Here is a 23042-nt window from a genome sequence, read left to right as displayed (position 1 = left end):
GTCGGCACCGGGTCCACAACCACCAACCGTCGCGCAACTGTGCCCGGTCTACTCCGCCGACACACCACGACACCAGGTGATGATTCGGGCCGTTGCCGCCATCGCGACCAGATGCCGACCCGCTGCGGTGGGAAGTGCCTGTTTGGCCAGCGGCCAGGGCGATATGAGTGCCACGTGCTGCCCTGCCGACCCGGCATCATCGTGTGACGGTGCCGTCGGACTGAGTGGGTCATTCGGACCTGCTCCGCCACTCGATCTCCGAACCTCGGCTTGCCTGAGCGGAAGGAGGCCTGCCGGAGTGGTCATTGGAGGTGAACGGTGAGAGGTCAATAATGGCCGGCATGTTGGTGGCTGGTGCGGCATGGTCCGCCAAGGCCGACAGTCCAGAGGACACGGGACGGCAGCCGCTCGCGGTGGAAGCGGTAACCGCCGCCCACGCGTCCGAACTCGTACCCGGTGTCATCACCACGACGCCTCACGCCCGGTATCTCTCCCTGCACGCGCGGGTCGCCATCGAGGCGGAGCGACGGGGATGGTCCAGCAGCCATCGGCCGGACTTTCGGCGGCTGCTGCGCCGCTGCGAGGTCGTGTTGGCGGCCGCCTCCCTCCACCACTTGAACAGGGACCAGGAGCAGCATCAACGCCGGGCGGGCTGGCGCAACCCACATGGTGTGAACACGATCGCCAAGGCGCTGGACAAGCACGGCGGCGTACACCTCGACCAGTTGGCGCAGGACTACAGCACCGTTGCGGAAGGCTTCTACGGCACCTACGGCGGCATCGAGGCCACGCTGAGCCTGATCAACCCAGGAACGATCCCCGAGCCCGGGCAGGCCGCCGACGCCGAGGCGCTAAGCGCCCTTGACCGGATCGTTGACCTCGCGGACGGACCCGCCGCCCTGGCCGAGGCTGACCTGGCCGGGACCGCCGACCTTTGTCTGTGCGCGGTGAGCGGGGCGGCCGACGGCACCGCTCTGCGGCGCGCGTACTTCGATCCCCGCGGACCAGATCCGGAACTGGCCGCCGTGCACCGGGCCAGCGCCGCCGTCCTGGTCGCAGCCCTCGCGGGGCAGCAGGTTGACGACAACGTCGACCTGCTGATGGACCGATTGTGCTGCTACACCGCTGACCTGGCCGGGGTACTCGCCAGCACTGACCATGAAGCGCACGCGCTGCGCTGGCGCGGGGCGCTACTGCGCAACTGGTCGGTGTGGGCATGGCGGATGATCTGGGCGAAGCTGGTCGCGCCGCTGAAGAAGCCGGGCACCCGCAAGGATGCGGCCGACATGTTCGTCGCCGGCCTGCCCAACATCGCGGTGCGGCAGGCGCTGCGCGACGAGTTGCCTCCGACAATGGACGCCGGCGGCGTGCTGAAGCCAGCCGAGCACATTCTCAACGACCAGGTCGGGCGGAATGGCGGCGAGTGGTCCGCGCTGCAACTACTGCAGCTGCTCGCCGTCGGGGCGCGGCGAGCCGGTGAGCTCGACGGACTGAGCCGGAATGCGTTCCTCCGCTACGACGAGTCGAGCATGGGACCGGGTTGGGTCCGTGGCTGGATTGACGAACACACCGACCAGCCGTTGCCGGACGCGGCACGATCACTCACCCTCGGCCTGTTCAATCGGGCGGAAAAGGTGAGCCGGGACAAGATGCAGTGGACCCGCACCGGGCTGCGGATGCCGACTCGCCTGCGGGTGGTCGGTGACCGACTGCGGCTGGAAGGACGGGAAGGCGACGCAGCCGCCTCATTACGGCTGGAAACCTTCGCCAGCGTTCTGCACCAGTTGGGTGTTCTAGAGCGCTCCGGGGACGGCAGCCTCTGGGGGCCAGGTCCCTACAGCGCCGAGGTGGGCGCATGAGTGATGACCTGGTCGGGGCGCCTCCACCGCGCGTCCTCCACAAGCTGCCGATCGCGGAACCGCAGGAGATCCTGGTCCTGACGTACACCAGCGATCTGCCGTTCATCGAGGACGTGTGCGTCGAGCGGGCGCGCGCCCGCGGCGCGCGGGTGACGATTGTGTACGACGCCGATCACGTCGAGCCCGGCTTCGCCTCCGGCCGCGGGCCGCTCGCGGACTACGTACCGGTACCGGTGGTGTGTCGCTCCGGCGGCGCGTTCCATCCCAAACTGGTGGTGATCGCATCGGCCACCGACGCACTGATCTCGATCGGCTCGGGAAACGCCACCTCGCAGGGCTGGCATCACAGCGCCGAGGTGTGGACCCACCTGCGCATCGACGGTCCCACCGTGCCCACCCTCGTCGACGACCTGGCCGCCTGGCTGCGCCGGCTGCCCGACCAGCTCTGGATCACCACCCTTGGCCGGGAACGGCTGCACTGTGTCGCCGACCTGCTCACCACGCGACCGACACAGCCCGAACCGGACGAGCCTCTGCTGCTCACCAACGATCGGCAGCCGCTCGCGGACCAGCTGCCGCTGCCGATGAACCCTGTAGATCGGCTGCGAGTCGCTTCGCCCTTCTTTGACCCACCCGCCGACGCCTTATCCCGGCTGCTCCACAAGCTCCGACCCGAGCAGCTCGACGTGCTGCTCACCCGCGACGCCCAGCTCGACCCAGGTCAACTGCGGCGGGTGCTGGACCGGGTCGGTACCGTCCGCATCACCAAGCCAACCACCTCCCGCTACCACCACGGCAAGGTCCTCGAATGGTGGTCCGGTCTGACCGGCACCCTGGTCACCGGCAGCGCCAACTGCACCCGAGCCGCGCTGCTGCGGTCGATGGCCGACGAGAAAGGTAACTGCGAACTCGCCCTCCTCCAGCACATCACCGAATCGATGCTCGACGCCGTCGACGCGGAAGACGCGGATCTCGACGAACTGCCGTTGCGTACCCCGGAGGCTGGCTCGGAACCGCCAGTGCCTGGTCGACGCGTATTGGCGGTCCATGCCCTCACCGACCCCGAACGGGTCGAGGTGACGATCCTGGTGACCGCCGGTCCGGTGCCCGACCACCTAGTAATCGACCTCGCCGGCCAGTCACGCACGGCCGCGCACGTCGAGACGCATGAGCAGATCCACACTTACCGAATCGAGGGTGACCCAGGCGATCCGGCACGCACCATCACCGTGCGCGGCGCCGACGGCAGTCCGATCGGAGTCGGCCTGGTCATCGACGTACGCAGCGCCCTGTCCCGAACCAGGCACCCGTCCCCGCTCGAGGACAGGTCACTGCCCGACCTGTTGGGTGACGAAAGGCAAATGCAGGCGCTGCTCGACGCTCTGAGGAAGCTCGCAGAGGTCCGGCCGCCGCGCCCGGACGAGGACGATTCGGCGACCGCGAAGAGGCGCCGCCGCGCGCGAATGGAGGAGGACATCCGCCGGGCCGTCGGATCCGCACTGCTGGATCTGGCACTGGGCCGCGACCGCAAGCCTACGCCACCAGGCAACGGCGGTGGTGAACTCAAAGGGGACGACGCTCCCGAGTCCAGCGACAGCGAACAGCTCGCCGCCGAACGGAAGGGTCCCCCGCTCAGCACGGCGGCGGCGATTCAGGCCCTTGACGAGCGGCGGCGCCGGCACGCCCGCGAGCAGTTTCAGAGGCTCGTCGAACAGTCAGCGCAGTGGCCCCTGGCCGCGCAGCTGGCCGCGTACCGCATTGTGCTGATCGCTGTCGGCGGTGGCCTTTGGCCGCACCCACAAGATTGGACGTGGATAGTTCAAGACGGCCTCGTGAACCTCTGGTGCGCCGAGGAGGAGCAAACGCTGGCCGCGGAACATGCCGCCTTGACCGCGGTCGGACTGATCGCACTTCGCCACGGGACGCTCTCCCATAAACCGGATCCCGATCGTGCCAACAGCATCGACTTGCTCCTCGCCGACCTGCGTAAGCACAAGGACTGGGTCCTGGATGCCACCCACGAGGCGATCGAGAAGTACGCCGAGGGGATGACCGGCTACACGCTCGGACCGCGGTTCATCACGCCGCACATCCGCGCCGACCTGGTATGGATCCTTCAGCGCAACGAGATCGATGACGCGCTCGACAGGTTGGACGACGTGGTCGACGCGGTGGAACGAATCGCCGACGGCACCGTCATCGTCCGGACGCAGAAGGATCCGCGGCGCACAGTGATCAACGTGCTCGACCGGCTGTGTGACTTCCCAGACACCCACATCGTCGCGCGTGCTGCCATCGATGTGCACGGCTGGTGGGACGGCCGCCGGCGGCTGGTGTTGGCCTCGCCAACTCGTGCCGGATGGCAAGCCGCGCTATGGCGCAACCTCCTGACCGGCATCGCCGGCTATGCGGGCAGCCGCCCTCTGCCTACCCCCACCGAAACCGCGCTCGTCACCAACCCTATGGAAGCCTGGACCAAGTTCGGTAAGTGCTGACCGCTGCTCGATTAGATTCGGGCGTCGATCGTGATGGGTAGCAGCAGCGCTCGGCACGCTGCGTGCGCCTGCCATCCCGACAGCGGCACTTCAGGAACCTGCTTGGCTGAGGGACGATGTTGCCCGCCGCTCCAAGCGTCGTCAACACAGGACGGGGCGGTGCGGTCCCACGTCGAACTCGGTTCCGGCATGCAGGCTCGGTGGGAAGGTTCTGTTCTCGTGCCCCTAGATGCATCTAGAGCCGGTGGGCTACTTACGTGGGCGAGGCTATCCGGTGGTGGCCACAAGGGCGAGGGCGATGAGTCTTCGAGTAGGTCCGCCCTGCGACGTGATTCCCTCGCCGGTGTAGATGGCGTAGCACCAGGTGCTCGCCGGGTGCTCGACCGCCTTGGACGGGCACGAGGTTGGCTGGACCCAGCGGGACGGCGTTTCGACGAAATCAGGCAATAGTCGCGAATAAATGGACTCTCAGGGCGTCGGTGGGACGCAACGACTCGATAAAGACCAACCTCTTAATCCGCGGGTTCGGGGTTCGAGTCCCTGGCGGCGCACCAACGATCAAGGCCTTGATCTGGGTTCCCACCTGGATCCGGGCCTTTTTCATTGCTGCCGGGGTGTCCGGGGTGCTCGACAAGTGCTCGGGAGCCGTTGGACCGGGCGGTATGGTCGGGACACACCATGCACTCGCGAGCACCCCGCCGAGCCCGTGGTGGACAGTTACCCTGGCCGCGTGGGGGCGCAGTCACGGGTTCGAGTTCAGGGGGACCTCTACCACCCGGTCGTACCGTCCGGTGCCGTCTATGTCGGGCGGCAGGGGTTCGGGTTGCGGCGTTCTCCCTGGGCCAATCCGTTCAGCCTCCGCAGCCATGATCGGGCTGAGGCGTTGCGCCTGTATCGGCAGTGGCTTGTGGGACAGCCGGCGCTTGTCGAGCGGGCGAGGCAGGAACTCGCGGGAAAGCAGTTGGCGTGTTGGTGTCACGTCGAGGATGCCTGCCACGCTGATGTGCTGGCCGAGATCATCGGTTGACGCGTAGTCGATATCGAGCGGTGGGTCGTCTGGGTGCGTAGACGCCGCCGATGCTGAAGGACTGCGGTCTTGCCGCTTGGTTGCCCACGTAGAAGGCGACGTCGCGGTCGGCGGCGCAGAGTTGGTCGAGGAACTTGTGTCTGAGTTGATCCGCAGCCTCCGCGTCGGTGAGCTGGGTCAGACGACGTTGGAGGGCGACGAATTCCCAGTCCCAGAGGGTCTGCTGATGACCACGGCAACGGCGGTCCGCACATCGGTAGCGGTAGGCACCGGTGAATCGTGGTGCCTGAAGCGGGCTGGGCTTGGATGGCTCCAGTAGGTCGAGCTGGTTGAGGTAGCGAGCGATCTTCTTGCGGTCCTCCACCGACCAGCCAGGATGGCGCTTGACCTGTAGGGCCGAGATGTCGGCGGCGCGAATCAATGCGATCGATCGTGCGCTCGGGTCGTCGCGGGCCTGCTCGTTGAGCCGGCACATGGAGTCTTCGACGAGTGGATCGAGGAGATTTCGACGTGACTGCTGGTTGGTCAGGTGCTGCTCGGTGGTGATGGTGTCCACGATCGGCTTCCAGCTCTCGCGGCGCTGGTCCTGCCTGGCCGGCAGCGCGTCGAGGCGGACGATGTCGTACTTACGGAATCTGCTGTCGTCGGCCAGATCGCGGAAGTGGATCGGGTAGAGCCGAATCCAGCCTGTCCAGGGCGTTTCCAGGCCGAGCGCGCCGACGCAGACTGTCTCCCCGTAGCGGGCGGACGGATTGGGAGCCGCCTTCACGGTGATCAGGAGGCGGAGTGTCACTGGGCGGGTCAGCACTGGTTTCGACGGCGGATCCTCGTCCGCGCCGGGTCCCCACAACGGAAGTTGTCCCAACAGAACCACCAACATCGCTCAATGTGGCTTCCTGTGCACTCCTCGTTACATAGATAGTTTCACATCTAAATCAACGGGGCGCTAGCCATCGAAGGCGACCTGGCCTCTGCCTGAGTTCACCTGAGGGTTGTGGTGACCAACGCCGTCAGGCGTCAAGGTGCGCGCAGTGTTCCAGGAGCTCGCAGTTCCAGGAGCTCGTGGTCGACTGCGGCGGTGTGCCAGAGATCCTTGGCCTTGCCCTCTACAGTGGAACTTGTACCGATAGCGTCGACGGCGTGGTCCGACTGTCAAGGACCTGAGCGAGGTGCCGGTGGGTGAAGTGTGTGAGTCGGTAGATTGGAATCCGCTCGGCTCGGCCGGGGCACACTCCCAACTAGCCGGCTTGGTCGCCGGTCTCGTCTTCGCCGGCATAGTCATGCTGATCGATAGAGGGACGTCGAGACGCGCGTCTGGCGAGGCCCTGACGATGTTCATCGCCGGTCTGGTCACCTTCGCTCTGGACAGCTTTTTCTTTGGCGTCATCGCCGGTGAACGGACCTGTCCCCGGGTCTGGACGCAGACGACGGTGGCGGCTGGAATGCTCGGGGTTGGTTCGCTCACCCTGTTCACCGGATTAGCGTGGCTGATCGCCGGGCGCAGCGAGTTCGAGTCCCCGCTCCGGTTCATCCGGGTGACTGCGTACGGTCTGTCCCTGGTGACCGTCGGGCAGTTGACGGTGACCGCGCACGACTATCTGAGGGATGTTCGGCCCGAGGGCATGTACCCGTGGCTCGACTGGCTGGTCCGGGCGTGGTCGGTGCTGGTCGCGCTGGTCGTTGTCGGGCACGCGGTTGCTCCCCGACTTCGTTACGGGGCGCATCGCGCGGTGACCCATGCGGCCTACCTCGGGATTGCCTACGTTTTCAGCTGTGCGGTCATCTTCGGTCTGTTGACCACTGTCGATCGGAGCTACTGGGCGGACGGGGTCCCGCCAGGCGTGTTCATCGCCGCCGCTCTCCTGTCGGTCATGCTGCCTGGCGTGGTGGTGGTTGTCCAGTTGATGGCCTTCCCACCGGCGACGGTGGCGGTGCGACCGCCAGTTGCTCCGGCGCTGCCCGCCTCCCGCGAGCCGGCGTCTCCGCATGGCAAGCGGCCGGCCGTGGAAGCCTCGGCTGACTCCGAGTCGCCGCCTGTGGTTGCCGACCCGCCGACAACATCAAGTGATCCGCTCTAGGCCGCGACACACGAGACGACCACCGCAAGCTCGACGACGACGCCCGCCGCCAGCTCGGCGTCGGTTGCGCCGACGTCTCAGAGAGTGTTGGGTAACTGGATGACTACTTCTGGTTGAGTTCGTTGTCGAGGCGTCGAGCCGCTTCGGTCTCGATCGGGCCCTGCGGCTCGATGTCCTCGCCAGCGAGGCGGGCGGCCATCAGCCGGTCGGCGCACAACCCCGCTTCACCCGCCGCTACCGACCACAAACCAACGGCAAAGCCGAACGCTTCAACCGCACCCTCCTCGACGAATGGGCCTACCAACAGCCCTACACCAGCAACCAACACCGCGCAGACGCCCTACCCACCTGGATCCACACCTACAACCACCATCGCGGACACACCGCACTCGGAGGCCAACCACCCATCAGCCGCGTCAACAACGCTGCTGGTCCCTACACCTAGCGGACGCTGCGGGCGAACTCGCGGGCGGCCCAGACCACGGCGAGCGTCGTGATCACCGCCATCACCGACAGTCCCTGCCAGACGGCGTCGTTGCCGAGATCACCGGCGAAGAGCGCCCGGGCGCCGTCGACCGCCCAGGAGAACGGGTTCCAGTCGGCGATCCCCTGCAACCAGCCGGGCGCGAAGGTCAACGGCAGCAGGATCCCGGAGAGCAGCAGGACCGGCTGGGCAATCGTGTTCATCAGCGGCGCCAACGCGTCCTCGCTCTTCACCACCAGCGCGATCCCGTACGACAGCGCCGACGTCATCAGCGCGATCAGGGCCAGCAGCAGGTACGCGAGCAGCAGGTCCCCGATGAAGACCGAGAGTCCGAACGCCAGCGCCAGCAGGGTGATGATGATCGCCTGGGCGATCAGCGACACCACGTCCCGCAGTGACCGGCCGAGCAGCAGGGCGAGCCGGCTGACCGGGGTGACCCGGGACCGTTCGATCACCCCGGCCCGAAGTTCGGCGATCAGACCGAAGCCCTGGAACAGCCCGCCGAAGATGGCGAGCAGCACCAGCAGGCCGGGCACGAAGATCCGGTACGCCTCCGCGTTGCTCGACGCCTGCAACGCGGGCTTGAGTAACGGGGCGAAGAGCAGCAGGTACATCACCGGCTGGAAGATGCCGACGAAGAGCCAGACGGGCTGGCGGACCAGCAGCAGGAACTGCCGCTGGAAGATCAACCACGTGTCGCGGGCGAATTTCATCAATGTCTCCTGTTCGGCGGTGCGCGGCGTAGGCGCGGGACTCGCGCGGCGAGCGGTCAGGACTCGCGCAGCGAGCGGCCGGTCTTGGTGAGGAACACGTCGTCGAGGCTGGGCCGGTGCAGCTCGATCGAGCTGAGCGCGATCCCGGCGGCGTCGAGCGTGCGGAGGATCTGGGGCATGTCCCGGGCCCCGTCGTTGACGTAGAGCCGGAGCGTGCCGTCGTCGGAGGTCTCCAGGCTGGTGACGTACGACTCGGTCTCCAGCACCTTGCCGGCGTCCTGGGCCGAGCCTTCGATGGCGACCAGCACCACGTCGCCGGAGATCTCCCGCTTCAGCTCCGCCGGTGTCCCCTCGGCGACCACCTCGCCATGATCCATGATGGCGATCCGGTCGCAGAGCGCGTCCGCCTCGTCCAGGTAGTGCGTGGTGATGAAGACGGTCATGCCCTCGGCGCGCAGCCGACGGATCTCGTCCCACATGTGGGCCCGGCTCTGCGGATCGAGGCCGGTCGTCGGCTCGTCCAGGAAGACGATCTTCGGCTCGTGGATGATGCCGAGCGCGATGTCGACCCGGCGACGCTGGCCTCCGGAGTACGTCTTGCACTTGCGGTCGGCGTACTCGGTGAGCTGGAACGCCTCCAGGGCGCGTACCGCGCGTCGCTGCGCCTCGGCCTTGCTCAGCCCGTACATCCGGGCGTGCAGTACCAGCTCCTCGCGGGCGGTCGACTCGTCCCAGGTGCTGCCGCCCTGGGCCACGTAGCCGATCCGTCGCCGCACCTCACCGGGGTTGGTCCGCAGGTCGACACCGGCGATGTTGGCCTCACCACCGTCCGGCTCGATCAGCGTGGCGAGCATTCGCAGCGTGGTGGTCTTGCCCGCGCCGTTCGGGCCGAGAAAGCCGAAGATCTCCCCCTCGGCCACCACGAGGTCGACACCGCGGACCGCGTCGACCGACTTCTTCTCTCTGCCCTGTCGGGAGCGGAACGACTTCCGCAACCCCTTCGTCTCGATCATGCCTGCTCCTGGTCAGCCGGACCGGCATCCCCACCGGCCCCATCCCCCGGGGCACGCCAGAAGGCGCCCACCGCAACGCTTCCGGGAGGCTAACGCGATATAGCGCATCTAGTCAACGTTGATTATTACGTGTCAGAGGTCCGGCCCTCGCCGTCCCCGGACGGCCGGACCGGCGCGGCCGACGACCCCGCCGACGACGGCCCGGACGGTGGCTCGGACGATGCCTCCGACAACGGCTCCGATGGGGGCTCCGACGACGGCCTACGCTCGCCGGTCCAGGACGCCTCGCTGGCCATCGGGGCGTACTGCGCCCAGTCGATGTTCTCCGCGTAGTCCTCCGGCAGGTACGGCACCCCGGCGTCGATCAGGTCGGCGATCCGCTCACACCAACTGATCTCCCCCTCCGCACGGGCGATGGACAACTGCCACATCCAGGCGACGTGGACCGGCTTGTCCTCCTTCATCCAGCCGGACTCCATCGCCGCGCGCAGGCTGTCGTTGACCGCGCGCAGCAGCCGGGCGCGGTTACGCAGCGCCGCGGACGCCTCTTCCCGGGGCAGCGCGGGCAGGAAGGAGAAGGCCGCGAAGAACGGGTCGACGACCTCGCCGAGGTTCCACCAGTTGCCCCTGAGCAGGCCCTGGAACTCGTCCTCGCCCTTCGGCGTGATGCCGTAGGTGACCCGGGCCGGACGGGCGCCGACCTGCTCGGTGGCCACCTCCCGTAACAGTCCCTCCTCGGTCAGCTTGCGCAGCGCGTGGTAGATCGAGCCGGGCTGGACGTTCGCCCACTTGTCCGCACTCCACCGCAGCAGTTCGCGACGTACGTCATAGCCGTGCACCGGTTGCATCCACCGGACCAGGCCGAGAATCATCATTCGGGTAGCTGACACACCAGAAGCGTAATAGCCAAAATTGACTAGCTACCAACGCCGTCGGCTGGCGTGCCGGCCGCTGCCGCCCGAGCGGGTACCGCCAGGGTCGCTGACCGAGCCACCGCCGACCGCCGCGAGCCCGGAGGGCGCGACCGGGGCGGGCCACGGCGGCACAGCGCGGCACAGCGCGGCACAGGGCGGCACAGGGCGGCACAGGGCGGCACAGGAACGGGCCAGGGACGGGTCAGGGACGGCACAGGGACGGGCCAGGGCGGCACCGGAGCGGCACAGGGACGGGTCGGGCCGGCGGAGCCGCACCGCCCCACCGGGCGGTGGGGGGACCGGGATCGTGACAATGTTCCTGGCAACGTCCCTGGCAGCCACCCCCGGCGAGCCGGTGACGGTGGGAGCGATTCGAGGAGGAGCAGCCGCGTGCGCAAGGTACTGATCGCCAACCGGGGCGAGATCGCGGTCCGGGTCGTCCGCGCCTGCCGGGACGCCGGACTGGCCAGCGTCGCCGTCTACGCCGACTCCGACCGGGACGCGCTGCACGTCACCCTCGCCGACGAGGCGTACGCGCTGGGTGGCGAGACCGCGACCGAGACGTACCTGCGGATCGACAAACTGCTCGACGTCGCCGCCCGGTCCGGCGCTGACGCCGTACACCCGGGTTACGGGTTTCTCTCCGAGAATGCCGACTTCGCGGCGGCGGTGATCGACGCCGGCCTGACCTGGATCGGGCCGACGCCGCAGGCGATCCGCGACCTCGGTGACAAGGTCACCGCCCGGCACATCGCGCAGCGGGCCGGCGCTCCGCTGGTGCCCGGTACGGCCGAGCCGGTGAGCGGGCCGGAGGAGGTGCTGGCCTTCGCGGCCGAGCACGGCCTGCCGGTGGCGATCAAGGCTGCGTTCGGCGGCGGCGGCCGGGGTCTCAAGGTGGCCCGGACGACGGAGGAGATTCCGGCGCTCTTCGAGTCGGCGACCCGGGAGGCGCTGGCCGCGTTCGGCCGGGGCGAGTGCTTCGTCGAGCGTTACCTGGACCGTCCCCGGCACGTCGAGGCGCAGGTCCTCGCCGACCAGCACGGCAACGTCGTGGTGGTCGGTACCCGGGACTGCTCGCTGCAACGCCGGCACCAGAAGCTCGTCGAGGAGGCGCCCGCGCCGTTCCTCACCGACGAGCAGCGGGCGCAGATCCACGCCAGCGCGAAGGCGATCTGCCGGGAGGCCGACTACCACGGCGCCGGCACCGTGGAATACCTGGTCGGCGCGGACGGCACCATCTCCTTCCTGGAGGTGAACACGCGGCTCCAGGTCGAGCATCCGGTGACCGAGGAGACCGCCGGCATCGACCTGGTCCGCGAGCAGTTCCGGATCGCGTCCGGCGAGAAGCTGCGGCTCGACGCCGATCCGGTGCCGCGCGGCCACTCGATCGAGTTCCGGATCAACGGCGAGGACCCGGGCCGGAACTTCCTGCCGGCACCCGGCACGGTGACCGCGCTGCGGCTGCCCACCGGACCCGGCGTACGGGTGGACACCGGCATCACCGCCGGTGACGTGATCGGCGGAAACTTCGACTCGCTGCTCGCCAAGGTGATCGTCACCGGGGAGACCCGTACCGAGGCGCTGGAGCGGGCCCGCCGGGCCCTCGACGAGATGGTGGTGGACGGGATGGCCACCGCGCTGCCGTTCCACCGGCTCGTCGTCCGGGACCCGGCGTTCACCTCCGCGCCGTTCGCCGTGCACACCAGGTGGATCGAGACCGAGTTCGACAACACGGTGCCGGCGTTCACCGGGGCCGCGCCGGCAGTCGAGCCGGCCGGCGCCCGGGAGACCGTCGTGGTCGAGGTGGCCGGCAAGCGGCTGGAGGTCAGCCTCCCCGCCGGCTATGCCACGGGTACGGCCACGGACGCCGCCCCGGCCGCGTCCGGTACCTCCGGTGCCGGTGCCCGGCGGCCGGCCCGGCGCGCCGGTCGCTCCGGTACGGCGGGCGGGGTCACCGCCGGTGGAGACGCGCTGACCTCCCCGATGCAGGGCACCATCGTCAAGATCGCGGTTGCCGACGGTGACACTGTCGCCGAGGGGGACCTGATCGTCGTCATGGAGGCGATGAAGATGGAGCAGCCGCTGCACGCGCACAAGGCCGGCGTGGTGAGCGAACTGGCCGCCGAGGTCGGCGCTGTCGTCACCGCGGGCGCCGCCATCTGCCTCATCCGCTGACCCGCCCGGCGCCCGGCCCGGCGGTACGCGGACGGCCCGGGCTCTGCCTCATCCGCTGACCCGCCCGGCGCCCGGCCCGGCGCTACGCGGACGGCCCCGGGTCCGGCCGGCGGACGGCCCGGGTCCGGCCGAGCGACCACCGGTGCCACGTCAGCGAGCAGAGAGGCCGGTCACGGGACCGGCGGGACTGTCGGGCCGGGTGGATCGTCCTCCGGCATGATGGCCAGGTGCGGTTCATCACCGGCGGGAAGCCCACCCAGGACCTGACCTACAACGACGTCTTCCTGGCTCCGGTCCGGTCGGCCGTGGAGTCCCGGCTCGACGTCGACCTGTCCAGCAGCGACGGGACCGGCACCACGATCCCGATCGTGGTCTCCAACATGACGGCGGTGGCCGGCCGGCGGATGGCCGAGACGGCGGCCCGGCGCGGAGCCCTGACGGTACTGCCGCAGGACATCCCGATCGAGGTGGTCGCCGAGGTCATCGGCTGGGTCAAGCGGCGGCACCTGGTGCACGACACCGCGATCACGCTCGGCCCGACCGACACCGTCGGAGACGCCATCCACCTGCTGCCGAAGCGGTCGCACGGCGCGGTGATCGTGGTCGACCCGGACGGCCGGCCGGTCGGCGTGGTGACCGAGGCCGACACGGTCGGGGTGGACCGGTTCGCGCAGTTGCGGCATGTGATGTCCACCGAACTGCACACCGTGCCCGCCGAGGCCGATCCCCGGACCGGCTTCGACCGGCTGTCCCGGGGCCGGCGACGACTCGCCCCGGTGGTCGACGTCGAGGGCCGGCTGGTCGGAGTGCTGACCCGCCGGGGCGCGCTCCGAGCCACGCTGTACCGGCCGGCGCTGGACGGCAAGGGCCGGTTGCGCATCGCCGCCGCGATCGGCATCAACGGCGACGTCGCCGGCAGGGCCGCCGCGCTCTTCGAGGCCGGGGTGGACACCCTGGTGGTGGATACCGCGCACGGCCACCAGGAGCGGATGCTCCGGGCACTGCGCGCGGTACGCAGCCTCGACCCGCCGGTCCCGGTGGCCGCCGGCAACGTGGTGACCGCGGAGGGGGTACGGGACCTGGTCGAGGCGGGTGCGGACATCGTCAAGGTCGGCGTGGGGCCGGGGGCGATGTGCACCACCCGGATGATGACCGGGGTGGGCCGGCCGCAGTTCTCGGCGGTACTCGACTGTGCCGCCGCCGCCCGCGAGCTGGGCCGGCACGTCTGGGCGGACGGCGGGGTACGCCACCCGCGCGACGTCGCCCTGGCCCTGGCCGCCGGGGCGTCGAACGTGATGATCGGCACCTGGTTCGCCGGCACCTACGAGTCGCCCGGTGACCTCTACACGGATGCCGACGGCCGGCGTTACAAGGAGAGCTTCGGGATGGCGTCGGCACGGGCGGTCAGCGCGCGTACGGCCGAGGACAGCCCGTACGACCAGGCCCGGAAGGGAGTCTTCGAGGAGGGCATCTCCAGTGCGCGGATGTATCTCGACCCGAACCGGCCGGGCGTCGAGGACCTGATCGACGAGATCGTCGCCGGGGTACGCAGCGCGTGCACATACGCCGGGGCGGCCGATCTCGCCGAGTTCCACGCCAACGCCGTGGTCGGGGTGCAGAGCGCCGCCGGTTACACCGAGGGGATGCCGCTGCCCACCAACTGGTGAGGTGGCGGTGCGGCGGCTCAGCCGGACTTGGCGAAGAGTCGGCTGATCACCAGCCTGGCGGCGGTCTCCGGGTCGTCGCCGACCTGGTCGGGCCGGAGCACCCCGCCCAGCCAGAGGGTGGCGAAGCCGTGCACGATCGACCAGGCGGCCAGTTCGGTCTGTGCCGCCTCCTCGCCGGCCGGCGCCGCCGGTAGCCCGGCCACCCCGGCCCGGAGTGCCGCCCGGGCCCGTTGTTGGGCGGCGGCGAGTCCGGCGTCGTCGCGGTGGAAGAGTTCCGGCCGAAACATCACCTCGAAGTGTGCCCGGTGGCGCACCGCGAACATGACGTAGCCGACGCCGAGTTCGAGCAGGCTGCCGTCGGTCTCCCGGCGGACCCGGGCCAGCGTGTCGGCGAGCATCTGGTAGCCCTCGGTGGCGAAGGCGGTGAGCAGCCCGGCCTTGTCGCCGAAGTGGTGCGCCGGGGCGGCGTGCGAGACGCCGGCCCGGCGGGCCAGGTCGCGCAGGCTGAGCGCGGCCGGCCCGGACTCCTCGATCGCGGTCGCGGCGGCGGCGAGCAACGCCCGCCGCAGGTTCCCGTGATGGTACGGCCGCCCGGCGGCATCCTCCTCGGTCATACCCGGCAGCATATCTTGCTGTTGACAAGATGCCTCCGCACGAGCCAATCTTGATGCTGACAAGTTCCCCTCGACCGGAATGGACACCGTCATGGCGCCGCTGATCGCCCTTCTCGCCGGCTCGCTCGGCGCCCGACTCGCCGGGCTCCTCGGCGTCGACGCGCTCGACGGCTGGCAGCCCGCCCTCCGGATCGGGCTCGCCCTGATGTTCCTGCTCACCGGCTACGCGCACTTCGCGCCGAGCCACCGCCGCGATCTGATCGCGATGGTGCCGCCGGCACTGCCCCGAGCCGCCCTGCTGGTCACCGCGACCGGCGTACTGGAGCTGGCCGGAGCGGTCGGACTGCTCGTCCCGGCCAGCGCCCGCTGGACCGCTGCCGGGTTGGCGCTGCTGATGGTCGCGATGTTCCCGGCCAACGTCCACGCCGCCCGGCACGGGCTGACCCTGGCCGGTCGACCGGCCACCCCGCTCGGCATCCGTACCGCGGAACAGGTGCTCTTCGTCGGCGCCGCCCTGCTGGTGCTCCTGCTCCCCGGCTGATCCCGGCCCCGACCGGAAGCCGCGATCCGACCGGGGCCGAGCCGACAGGGGCGTGGTTCAGGGCAGCAGGTCCGCCGAGCGGTCGGCCACGATCCCGCCGACCAACCGCAGCGCGTCCGGCGCCGACATCGGCTCCACCGACCGCCCGTCCCGCAGCCGCAGCGCCACCTGCCCGGCCGCCACCTCCCGGGCGCCGAGCACCGCCGCGTACGGCACCCGGCGCCGGGCCGCCTCCCGGATCCGGGCACCGAGTGATCCGTCGACGGCCAGCTCGGCCCGCAGCCCGGCGAGTACGCAGTCCCGGCGGAACGCCTCCGCCGCCGCCACCTGCTCCGGCCCGACCGGGAGGACGTGCACCTGGACCGGGGCGTACCAGGCCGGGAAGGCTCCGGCGTGCACCTCGATCAGGTACGCGAAGAGCCGCTCCATGCTGCCGACCAGGCTCCGGTGCACCATCACCGGCCGGGCCCGCCGCCCCCGACGGTCGGTGTAGGAGAGGTCGAACCGGGCCGGCTTGTCGAAGTCGAGCTGGATGGTGGCGAGGGTCGACTCCCGACCCGCCGCGTCCCGGACCTGGATGTCGATCTTCGGTCCGTAGAACGCCGCCTCCCCCGGTGCCTCGACGTACGGCAGGCCGCCCAGCGCCGCCCGGAGCAGCTCCTCGGCGCGCCGCCACTGCTCGTCGTCGCCGACGTACTTCTCGGCCGGCCCGCGCAGCGACAGCCGGAACCCCGCCGGGCGTACCCCGAGCGCGGCGTGCGCCACCCGGATCAGCTCCAGCACCTCGGCGACCTCGGCGCCGACCTGCTCCGGCGGGCAGAAGTTGTGCGCGTCGTTGAGCGAGATCGCCCGTACCCGGCTGAGCCCGCCGAGCACCCCGGACCGCTCCGGCCGGTACATCCCGCCCAGCTCGGCGATGCGCAGCGGCAGTTCCCGGTAGGAGCGGCCCCGGGCCCGGTAGATCAGGGCGTGGTGCGGGCAGAGCGCCGGCCGGAGGACGAACTCGTCGTCGGCGGAGAGCCGCAGCACCGGGAACATGTCGTCGGCGAAGTAGCCGAGGTGCCCGGAGAGTGCGAAGAGTTCGCGCTTGCCCAGCGGGGGTGAGTAGACGTGCTGGTAGCCGGCGCGGCGCTCCAGCTCCCGGACGTACTCCTCGACGCTGTGCCGGGCGGCGGCACCGGCCGGCAGCCAGACCGGCAGCCCGGCCCCGGAAAGCGGATCGGCGTGGAAAAGCTCCAGCTCGCGGCCGAGCCTGCGGTGGTCGTGCATCTCTGTCTCCCGGATCGGTACGGACCCGGCGGCGACTCCGCCGGGACCGGCGCCGATCTGGGAAGCACGACGAGGCCCCGGAGCGGATCGCCCCGGGGCCAGTCGACGAGTGTGGTCTGCGTCAGCGCGGCACGCCGGGGTGTCCCGGCGTCGTCGTCTCGCTCATCACGCTGCGCATGGCGGCCACGGTACTCCCGCCGGTCGCACCGCCGCAGCGCATTTTCCGCCGCCGCTGTGGGTCGCCGGCCGGCGCGGTTGCCCCGGGGAGGCGATGGGCCCGTTGGGAGGGCCGCCGGCGCGGGACCCGCCGGCGGCCCGGTGGCGAACCGCTTCGACCACCGGGAACGGGGGACCCGACGGGACACGGCTCGCGCGCCGACAACGGTACGCCGACAGCCGCGTCGGCACCGCCCCGAAAGCTATCCGTACCACCGCCCGAGGCCGGCACCGCAGACTCCCCGGACCGCTACTCCAGGCCGTGCAGCATCAACTGCCGGGCCGCCTCGGTGATCGAGCCGGAGAGCGACGGATAGATGGTGAAGGTCATCGCCAACTGGTCGACGGTGAGGTTGTTCTCCACCGCCATCGTGATCGGCAGGATCAGCTCGCTGGCGTTCGGCGCCACCACCACCCCGCCGACCACCTGCCCGCTGGCCGGCCGGCAGAAGAGCTTGACGAAGCCGTCCCGCACGTCGGCCATCTTGGCCCGGGCGTTACCGGCCAGCGGCAGCATCACCTGGCGGGCCGGGACCCGCCCCGAGTCCACCTCGTTCTGCGACACCCCGACGGTGGCCAGCTCGGGGTCGGTGAAGACGTTGGCGGCGACGGTACGCAGCCGCAGCGGCGAGACCGCCTCGCCGAGCGCGTGCCACATGGCGATCCGGCCCTGCATGGCGGCGACGCTGGCCAGCGGCAGCACGCCGGTGCAGTCACCGGCGGCGTAGATGCCGGGGACGTTGGTCCGGGAGACCCGGTCGGTGCTGACGTAGCCGCCCGGCGCCACCGTCACGCCGTACTCGGTCAGGCCGAGGTCGGCGGTGTTCGGGACCGAGCCGACCGCCATCAGCGCGTGCGAGCCGTGCACCAGCCGGCCGTCGGCGAGTTCCACCTCGACCCCGTCGGCGGAGCGGCGGACCGCGTTCGCCCGGCTGTTGTTCAGGATCTCCATGCCCCGGGACCGGAAGACCTGCTCGATCGCCATCGCGGCGTCGGGGTCCTCGTGCGGCATCACCCGGTCACGGCTGGAGACCAGCGTCACCTGCACCCCCATCGCCAGGTAGGCGCTGGCGAACTCGGCGCCGGTGACGCCGGAACCGATCACGATCAGCCGTTCCGGCAGCTCGGGCAGGTCGTACACCTGGCGCCAGGTCAGGATCCGCTCGCCGTCGGGTACCGCGCTGGGCAGCACCCTCGGGTTGGCGCCGGTGGCGATCAGCACGGTCGAGGCGTCCATCGAGTACGTGGAGTCACCGTCCGACGGGGTGACCAGCACCCGGTGGGTGTGACCGAGCGTGTCTTCGCCGAGCCGGGCCCGACCGGAGACGAAGGTCACACCTGCCTTGATCAGCTTTGCCTGGATGTCGGCGGACTGGGCGAGCGCGAGCCGCTTGACCCGGCCGTGCACGGTCGGGGCGTCGACGGTGATCGCGTCCAGCCCGTCCGAGTGGACCCCGAACTCCTCTGTGTCCCGATATCCGGTCACCACCTCGGAACTGGCGATGAAGGTCTTCGACGGCACGCAGTCGTGCAGCACGCACGCCCCGCCCGCGCCGTCGCTCTCGACCACCGTCACGTCGGCGTCCAACTGGGCGGCGACCAGCGCCGCCTCGTAGCCGGCCGGGCCTCCGCCGATGATCACAATCCGGCTCACAGTGCTCGCCCTCCGTCGCTGCTTCCAGTGACAATCTTGCTCAGAACCCGTCCGACACGCACGGTCGTATTCTCCCCCACCCCTCCACCGGGCTATCGTCATCGCCGTGCGTCATTACGCCGCGTACGGCTCAAACCTCGATCCCGCCCGGATGCGGGCCTACTGCCCGCACTCACCCATGGTGGGCACCGGCTGGCTGGAAGGCTGGCGGCTCACCTTCGCCGGTGAGGGGGTGATCGGCTGGGAGGGCGCCGTCACCACCATCGTCGAGTCGCCCGGCGATCGGGTCTTCGTCGCACTCTACGACGTGCACTCCTGGGACGCCGCCCAACTCGACGAGGTCGAGGGGGTGGCCTCCGGCACGTACCGGAAGCTGCACGTCCGGGTCGTCACCCTGGACGGCGAGATCACCGCCTGGGTCTACGTCTTCGCCGGCTACGAGGGCGGGCTCCCCACCGCGTGGTATCTGTCGGAGATCGCCAACGCGGCGGAGAAGGCCGGCGCGCCCGACGACTACGTGGCCGAACTGCGCTCCCGGCCCACCGGCACCGCCTCGGCCTGACCCGACCGCCCGCGCCCGGCTCCCGCACTATCCCGGGAGCGGGCAGGGGATCTCCACGGTCACCAGCGTCGGGCCGCCGACCGGGCTGCGCACCGTGAGTACCCCGTCGAACGCGCCCAGTCGGCGCCGCACGCCGCGCAGCCCGGTGCCCCGGGCCGGGTCGGCGCCGCCCCGCCCGTCGTCGGCGACGGTGACCCGCAGTGTCGTACCGGTGTGCGTGATGTCGATCTCCACGGTGCTCGCCCCGCCGTGCCGGCTGGCGTTGGCCAGCGCCTCCAGCGCGCAGAAGTACGCCGCCGACTCCACCGGCGCGTCGAGCCGGCCGGGCAGTTCCCCGCTGACCCGTACCGGCACCGGGCTGTCCAGCGCCACCGCCCGGAGCGCGTCCGGCAGACCCCGCTCGGCGAGTACCGGCGGATGGATGCCCCGGACCAGGTCGCGCAGCTCGGTCAACGCGGTCGCCGAGGCCTGCCGGGCCTGGGCCACCAACGCCTGCGCGGCCGACGGGTCCTCCTCGATCAGCCGTTCCACCCCGGCCAGGTTGAGCCCGACCGCGATCAGCCGGGCCTGCGCCCCGTCGTGCAGGTCCCGTTCGATCCGGCGCAGCTCGGCCGCCTGGGTGTCGACGGCGTCGGCCCGGGTCTCGGTCAGTTGCCGCACCCGCAGCGCGAGTTCGGCCGACCGGGTCGGTGCGAGCAGCAGCCGGTCGTACCGCAGGCGCAGCCGGAGCAGGGCCGGGGCGAGCAGCGCACCGAGGGCGGCCAGCACCAGGCCGAACAGGGCGCTGGTCCAGCCGGGAATCCCGGCGAGGTCCGGCGCGACGTGGGTGACGCCGTACCAGATGTACCAGGGGGTCACCCACTCGCCGCTGAACAGCCCCACCGGCACCGCCCACGGCCACCACCACAGTGGCTGCCCGACCAGCCCGTAGAGCCCCACCGAGACCAGGGCGGCCGGGACCAGGCCGAGCATCCCGAGCAGCGGGTTGGTGACCATCCAGAGCTGGTCGCGCCAGAATGCCGGATCGCCGAGCGTCCACCCGTACGCCTGGGCCCGGATCGCCGTCTCCCGGTCGTCGTAGAGGGTCCGGCCGACCCGGTAGCGGCCGTCCCCCTCCCGGCTCGGCGGCGCCGGATACGGCCGGTACGGCTCCGGGATCGTCACACCGGCCCAGGCGCGGGCGTAGCGGCGGTAGCGGCTCACCAGCGGTCGGGTCAGCCTCGACACCTGCGGCGAGAGCCCGCCCCAGGTGAGCAGGAGGGTCAGCAGGTTCAGCAGGAAGCCGCCGAACGCCGCGAAGCCGAGCCCGGCCAGACCGGCGCCGTGCCAGGTGGCGGCCGAGGACCGACTCAGCACCCGGGCCAGCCCGGACCGGTGCCACCAGGACCGCTGCGACGACGGCTGGAGCAGCAGCCGGCTCCACCCGGCGTGCAGCCGCAGCGTCAGCGGCGCGACCGCGAAGCCGAGCACGACCAGCGCCAGCCCGGCCGCCAGCGCCAGCGCCGGCGGCGGCGAGCCGACGACCGGGGCCGCGCCGCCGGTCAGCCCGAGCACGCCGAGCCCGACCCCGGCACCGGCCAGCACCGGCGGTGCCAGCGTCGCCAGGCCGCCGGCGAACGGCGTCAGGTGCAGCCAGGTCCACTCGCGGAGCAGCGCCGGGTCCTCGCCACGCCAGGTGAGTTCCATCAGGTACGCCGGGAGCCGGGGCGAGCGGTACAGCTCGTTCTCGTGCACGTACCAGCCGTCGGCCCGGCGCTGCGGCACCGGGGGTCCCGGGCGGTGCTCGACCGGCACGGGGACGCCTCCCCAGCGTCCGGCCAGCCGTCGACCCAGGTCCGTCAGCCGCTTGGCGGCCCGGGCCGCCGGCAGGTACGGCACGACCAGGGTGGCCGCCGCCACCAGCAGTACGGACATCAGCAGGCCGAGCAGCCCCAGCCCGGTCTGGGCGAGGTTGCGGACGAACGCGAGAGCGTACCGGCGCGACATGCCTCCAGTCTGGCCGCCGGGCGCCTCGGGCGGACTGCTGCCAGACGCCCGGCCGGGGTGTAGTTAGCTGCACCCCGGCCGGGCAGGTGGACGCATTACGGCCGGCGCCGCGAGTTCCTAGCGTTTCTGGCATGACAGTCATCGAGGTCAGCAACCTACAGAAGCGGTACGGCGACCAGGTCGCGGTCCGCGACGTCTCCTTCGAGGTACGGGCCGGAGAGATCTTCGGGATCGTCGGCCCCAACGGCTCCGGCAAGACCACCACGGTGGAGTGCCTGACCGGGCTGCGCCGGGCCGACGCCGGGACGATCCGGGTCTTCGGGCTCGACCCGACCCGGGACCGCACCGAACTGCGCCGCCAGGTCGGCATCCAGCTCCAGGAGAGCCACCTGCCGGACCGGCTGAAGGTCTGGGAGGCGCTCGACCTGTACAGCTCGTTCTATCCGGAGCCGGCGGACTGGCGGGCGCTGATGGAGGAGCTGGGGCTGACCGCCAAGCGGAACACGGTCTTCGGCAAGCTCTCCGGCGGGCAGAAGCAGCGGCTCTCGGTCGCGCTCGCCCTGGTCGGCAACCCCCGGATCGCGGTACTCGACGAGTTGACCACCGGGCTCGACCCGCAGGCGCGCCGGGACACCTGGCAGCTCGTCCGCCAGGTCCGGGACCGGGGCGTGACGGTGGTCCTGGTCACCCACTTCATGGACGAGGCCGAGCGGCTCTGCGACCGGCTGGCCGTGATCCGGTCCGGCGAGGTGGTCGCGATCGACTCCCCGGCCGAGCTGGTGGCCCGGGCCGAGGTGCCCGGCGTCGCGCGGCCCACCCTGGAGGACGCCGTCCTCGCCCTGACCGGTACGACCGCCAGCAGCCCGAACTGACCCCCACCCGAGCGAACCCGAAGGATCGAGGAATTCTGATGAACGCCACCGCCCTGCCCGAGTCCGTTCCGTCCGGCGCCACCGGCCGGGCAGACCGACGCCGTACCGCCGGCCGGAGCACCGGCAAGCTGATCGCCACCGAGGCGAAGCTCTTCGTCCGGGACCCGCTGGGCTCCTTCTTCGCGGTGATCTTCCCCGCCGCCCTGCTGCTGATCCTGGGCAGTGCCATGCCGGGCTTCAACGAACCGAGCGCGGACGTCGGCGGCCGAAAGCCGATCGAGGTGTACCTGCCGATCACCCTGGCCCTGGCGATCGGCACCGTCGCCCTGGTCAACCTGCTGGGCACGCTCGCCAGCAACCGGGAGAAGGGCATCCTGCGCCGGCTCTCCACCACCCCGGTTTCGCCGGTCCGGCTGCTGGTGGCGCAGTTGACGGTCAACGTGGCCGCGCTGCTGGTCGGCTCGGCGCTGGCGCTGCTCGCCGCTCGGCTGGTCTTCGGGATCGAGGCCCGGCCGAACGTACCCGGAATGCTCGCCGCCTTCGTGCTCGGTTCGGCCTCGATGGTGGCGCTGGCCCTGCTGGTGGCCGCCTTCACCCCGACCAGCCGGGCCGCGATGGGCATCGGCAGCGTCGCCTACTACCCGATGCTCTTCGCGGCCGGTGTCTGGACCCCGGGCCCGCTGATGCCCGAGGCGGTACGCCGGATCGCCGACTTCACCCCGCTCGGCGCCGCCTCCCAGGCACTCCAGGACACCTGGGCCGGCGACTGGCCGCAGCCGCTGCACCTGGCGGTGCTGGTCGGTTCCATCGCACTCTTCGGTGGCCTGGCCGCAAAGCTGTTCCGCTGGTCGTGACCGCCCGGCCCGGTCGCCGGGCGCTCGGGGACGCCGTGGTTCCGCCGCA

General features: G+C 70.7%; 18 protein-coding genes and 2 pseudogenes. 11 read left to right on the top strand and 9 right to left on the bottom strand.

What is annotated here, in order from left to right; translation table 11 throughout:
- The first annotated feature begins 332 nt into the window (after nucleotides 1–332).
- The 3 genes from C6361_RS12745 to C6361_RS12735 all read left to right on the top strand — a co-directional run bounded on the left by C6361_RS12745 (nucleotide 333) and on the right by C6361_RS12735 (nucleotide 5381).
- A complete protein-coding gene (locus C6361_RS12745) occupies nucleotides 333–1859 on the top strand; it encodes a hypothetical protein (protein WP_107267866.1) in 1527 nt (508 codons plus the stop codon).
- The gene (locus C6361_RS12740) at nucleotides 1856–4354 is read left to right on the top strand and encodes a hypothetical protein (RefSeq protein WP_107267865.1); all 2499 of its coding nucleotides are present in this window, start codon (nucleotides 1856–1858) and stop codon (nucleotides 4352–4354) included. Before C6361_RS12745 ends, C6361_RS12740 begins: the two co-directional genes overlap by 4 nt.
- Before the next feature lie 460 nt (nucleotides 4355–4814).
- Nucleotides 4815–5381 (top strand): DUF4326 domain-containing protein, encoded by a 567-nt coding sequence (locus C6361_RS12735; protein ID WP_234359467.1) that lies wholly within the window; start codon nucleotides 4815–4817, stop codon nucleotides 5379–5381.
- On the opposite strand, the gene C6361_RS12730 is transcribed toward C6361_RS12735, so the two are convergent.
- Entirely contained in the window at nucleotides 5371–6261 is an 891-nt protein-coding gene (locus tag C6361_RS12730; protein ID WP_107267863.1) for a hypothetical protein, read from the bottom strand. The genes C6361_RS12735 and C6361_RS12730 overlap by 11 nt on opposite strands.
- Nucleotides 6262–6628: 367 nt before the next feature.
- Here C6361_RS12730 and C6361_RS12725 point away from each other — a divergent pair, with 367 nt between their 5' ends.
- Nucleotides 6629–7459: a hypothetical protein gene (locus C6361_RS12725; RefSeq protein ID WP_107267862.1), complete on the top strand. Its 831-nt coding sequence runs from the start codon at nucleotides 6629–6631 to the stop codon at nucleotides 7457–7459.
- Between the two features lie 103 nt (nucleotides 7460–7562).
- Here C6361_RS12725 and C6361_RS39195 read toward each other — a convergent pair whose 3' ends face one another.
- On the bottom strand, nucleotides 7563–7787 hold the full coding sequence (locus tag C6361_RS39195) for a hypothetical protein (RefSeq protein WP_199853335.1): 225 nt from the start codon (nucleotides 7785–7787) through the stop codon (nucleotides 7563–7565).
- On the opposite strand from C6361_RS39195, the pseudogene C6361_RS12715 reads away from it, so the two are divergent.
- Nucleotides 7680–7904 (top strand): annotated as a pseudogene (locus C6361_RS12715) (integrase core domain-containing protein); the annotation flags it as partial. The gene C6361_RS39195 and the pseudogene C6361_RS12715 sit on opposite strands and share 108 nt — an antisense overlap.
- On the opposite strand, the gene C6361_RS12710 reads toward C6361_RS12715, so the two are convergent.
- From C6361_RS12710 to C6361_RS12700, 3 genes are all read right to left on the bottom strand, one after another.
- A complete protein-coding gene (locus C6361_RS12710) occupies nucleotides 7901–8656 on the bottom strand; it encodes an ABC transporter permease (RefSeq protein ID WP_107257802.1) in 756 nt (251 codons plus the stop codon). The pseudogene C6361_RS12715 and the gene C6361_RS12710 overlap by 4 nt on opposite strands.
- A 56-nt stretch (nucleotides 8657–8712) precedes the next feature.
- Complete coding sequence (locus C6361_RS12705) at nucleotides 8713–9669, bottom strand: ATP-binding cassette domain-containing protein (RefSeq protein ID WP_107267861.1); 957 nt, start codon at nucleotides 9667–9669, stop codon at nucleotides 8713–8715.
- Between the two features lie 125 nt (nucleotides 9670–9794).
- Complete coding sequence (locus C6361_RS12700) at nucleotides 9795–10559, bottom strand: PadR family transcriptional regulator (RefSeq protein ID WP_234359466.1); 765 nt, start codon at nucleotides 10557–10559, stop codon at nucleotides 9795–9797.
- Nucleotides 10560–10973: 414 nt separating this feature from the next.
- Between C6361_RS12700 and C6361_RS12695 the strand changes: the two genes are divergently transcribed.
- Entirely contained in the window at nucleotides 10974–12758 is a 1785-nt protein-coding gene (locus C6361_RS12695) for a biotin carboxylase N-terminal domain-containing protein (protein ID WP_107267860.1), read from the top strand.
- A gap of 227 nt (nucleotides 12759–12985) precedes the next feature.
- On the top strand, nucleotides 12986–14425 hold the full coding sequence (locus tag C6361_RS12690) for a GuaB1 family IMP dehydrogenase-related protein (RefSeq protein ID WP_107267859.1): 1440 nt from the start codon (nucleotides 12986–12988) through the stop codon (nucleotides 14423–14425).
- Between the two features lie 17 nt (nucleotides 14426–14442).
- On the opposite strand, the gene C6361_RS12685 is transcribed toward C6361_RS12690, so the two are convergent.
- Nucleotides 14443–15039 (bottom strand): TetR/AcrR family transcriptional regulator, encoded by a 597-nt coding sequence (locus C6361_RS12685; protein WP_107270920.1) that lies wholly within the window; start codon nucleotides 15037–15039, stop codon nucleotides 14443–14445.
- A gap of 91 nt (nucleotides 15040–15130) precedes the next feature.
- Here C6361_RS12685 and C6361_RS12680 point away from each other — a divergent pair, with 91 nt between their 5' ends.
- Nucleotides 15131–15580 carry a DoxX family membrane protein gene (locus C6361_RS12680; RefSeq protein WP_107270919.1) on the top strand — a complete coding sequence of 150 codons (450 nt, stop codon included), beginning with the start codon at nucleotides 15131–15133 and terminating at the stop codon, nucleotides 15578–15580.
- A 57-nt stretch (nucleotides 15581–15637) separates the two neighbouring features.
- Here the strand turns inward: C6361_RS12680 and thrS are convergent, their stop codons facing one another.
- Nucleotides 15638–16864, bottom strand: coding sequence for a threonine--tRNA ligase (gene thrS / locus C6361_RS12675; protein WP_369931424.1), 1227 nt, complete (start codon nucleotides 16862–16864; stop codon nucleotides 15638–15640).
- A 451-nt stretch (nucleotides 16865–17315) separates the two neighbouring features.
- A complete protein-coding gene (locus C6361_RS12670; protein WP_107257797.1) occupies nucleotides 17316–18719 on the bottom strand; it encodes an NAD(P)H-quinone dehydrogenase in 1404 nt (467 codons plus the stop codon).
- A 106-nt stretch (nucleotides 18720–18825) separates the two neighbouring features.
- On the opposite strand from C6361_RS12670, the gene C6361_RS12665 reads away from it, so the two are divergent.
- A complete protein-coding gene (locus tag C6361_RS12665; protein WP_101369614.1) occupies nucleotides 18826–19281 on the top strand; it encodes a gamma-glutamylcyclotransferase in 456 nt (151 codons plus the stop codon).
- A 27-nt stretch (nucleotides 19282–19308) separates the two neighbouring features.
- Here C6361_RS12665 and C6361_RS12660 read toward each other — a convergent pair whose 3' ends face one another.
- A complete protein-coding gene (locus C6361_RS12660; protein WP_107267857.1) occupies nucleotides 19309–21267 on the bottom strand; it encodes a sensor histidine kinase in 1959 nt (652 codons plus the stop codon).
- Between the two features lie 131 nt (nucleotides 21268–21398).
- On the opposite strand from C6361_RS12660, the pseudogene C6361_RS12655 reads away from it, so the two are divergent.
- Both C6361_RS12655 and C6361_RS12650 read left to right on the top strand, forming a co-directional pair.
- Nucleotides 21399–22055, top strand: a pseudogene (locus C6361_RS12655) (ABC transporter ATP-binding protein); the annotation flags it as partial.
- A gap of 122 nt (nucleotides 22056–22177) precedes the next feature.
- Complete coding sequence (locus C6361_RS12650; protein ID WP_107267855.1) at nucleotides 22178–22993, top strand: ABC transporter permease; 816 nt, start codon at nucleotides 22178–22180, stop codon at nucleotides 22991–22993.
- The last annotated feature ends 49 nt before the right edge of the window (nucleotides 22994–23042 follow it).

Source organism: Plantactinospora sp. BC1 (genome assembly GCF_003030345.1).
Lineage (GTDB): Bacteria > Actinomycetota > Actinomycetes > Mycobacteriales > Micromonosporaceae > Plantactinospora.
Note: the sequence above shows the minus strand (reverse complement) of the source record. Positions and strands in the feature narration are given on the sequence as shown.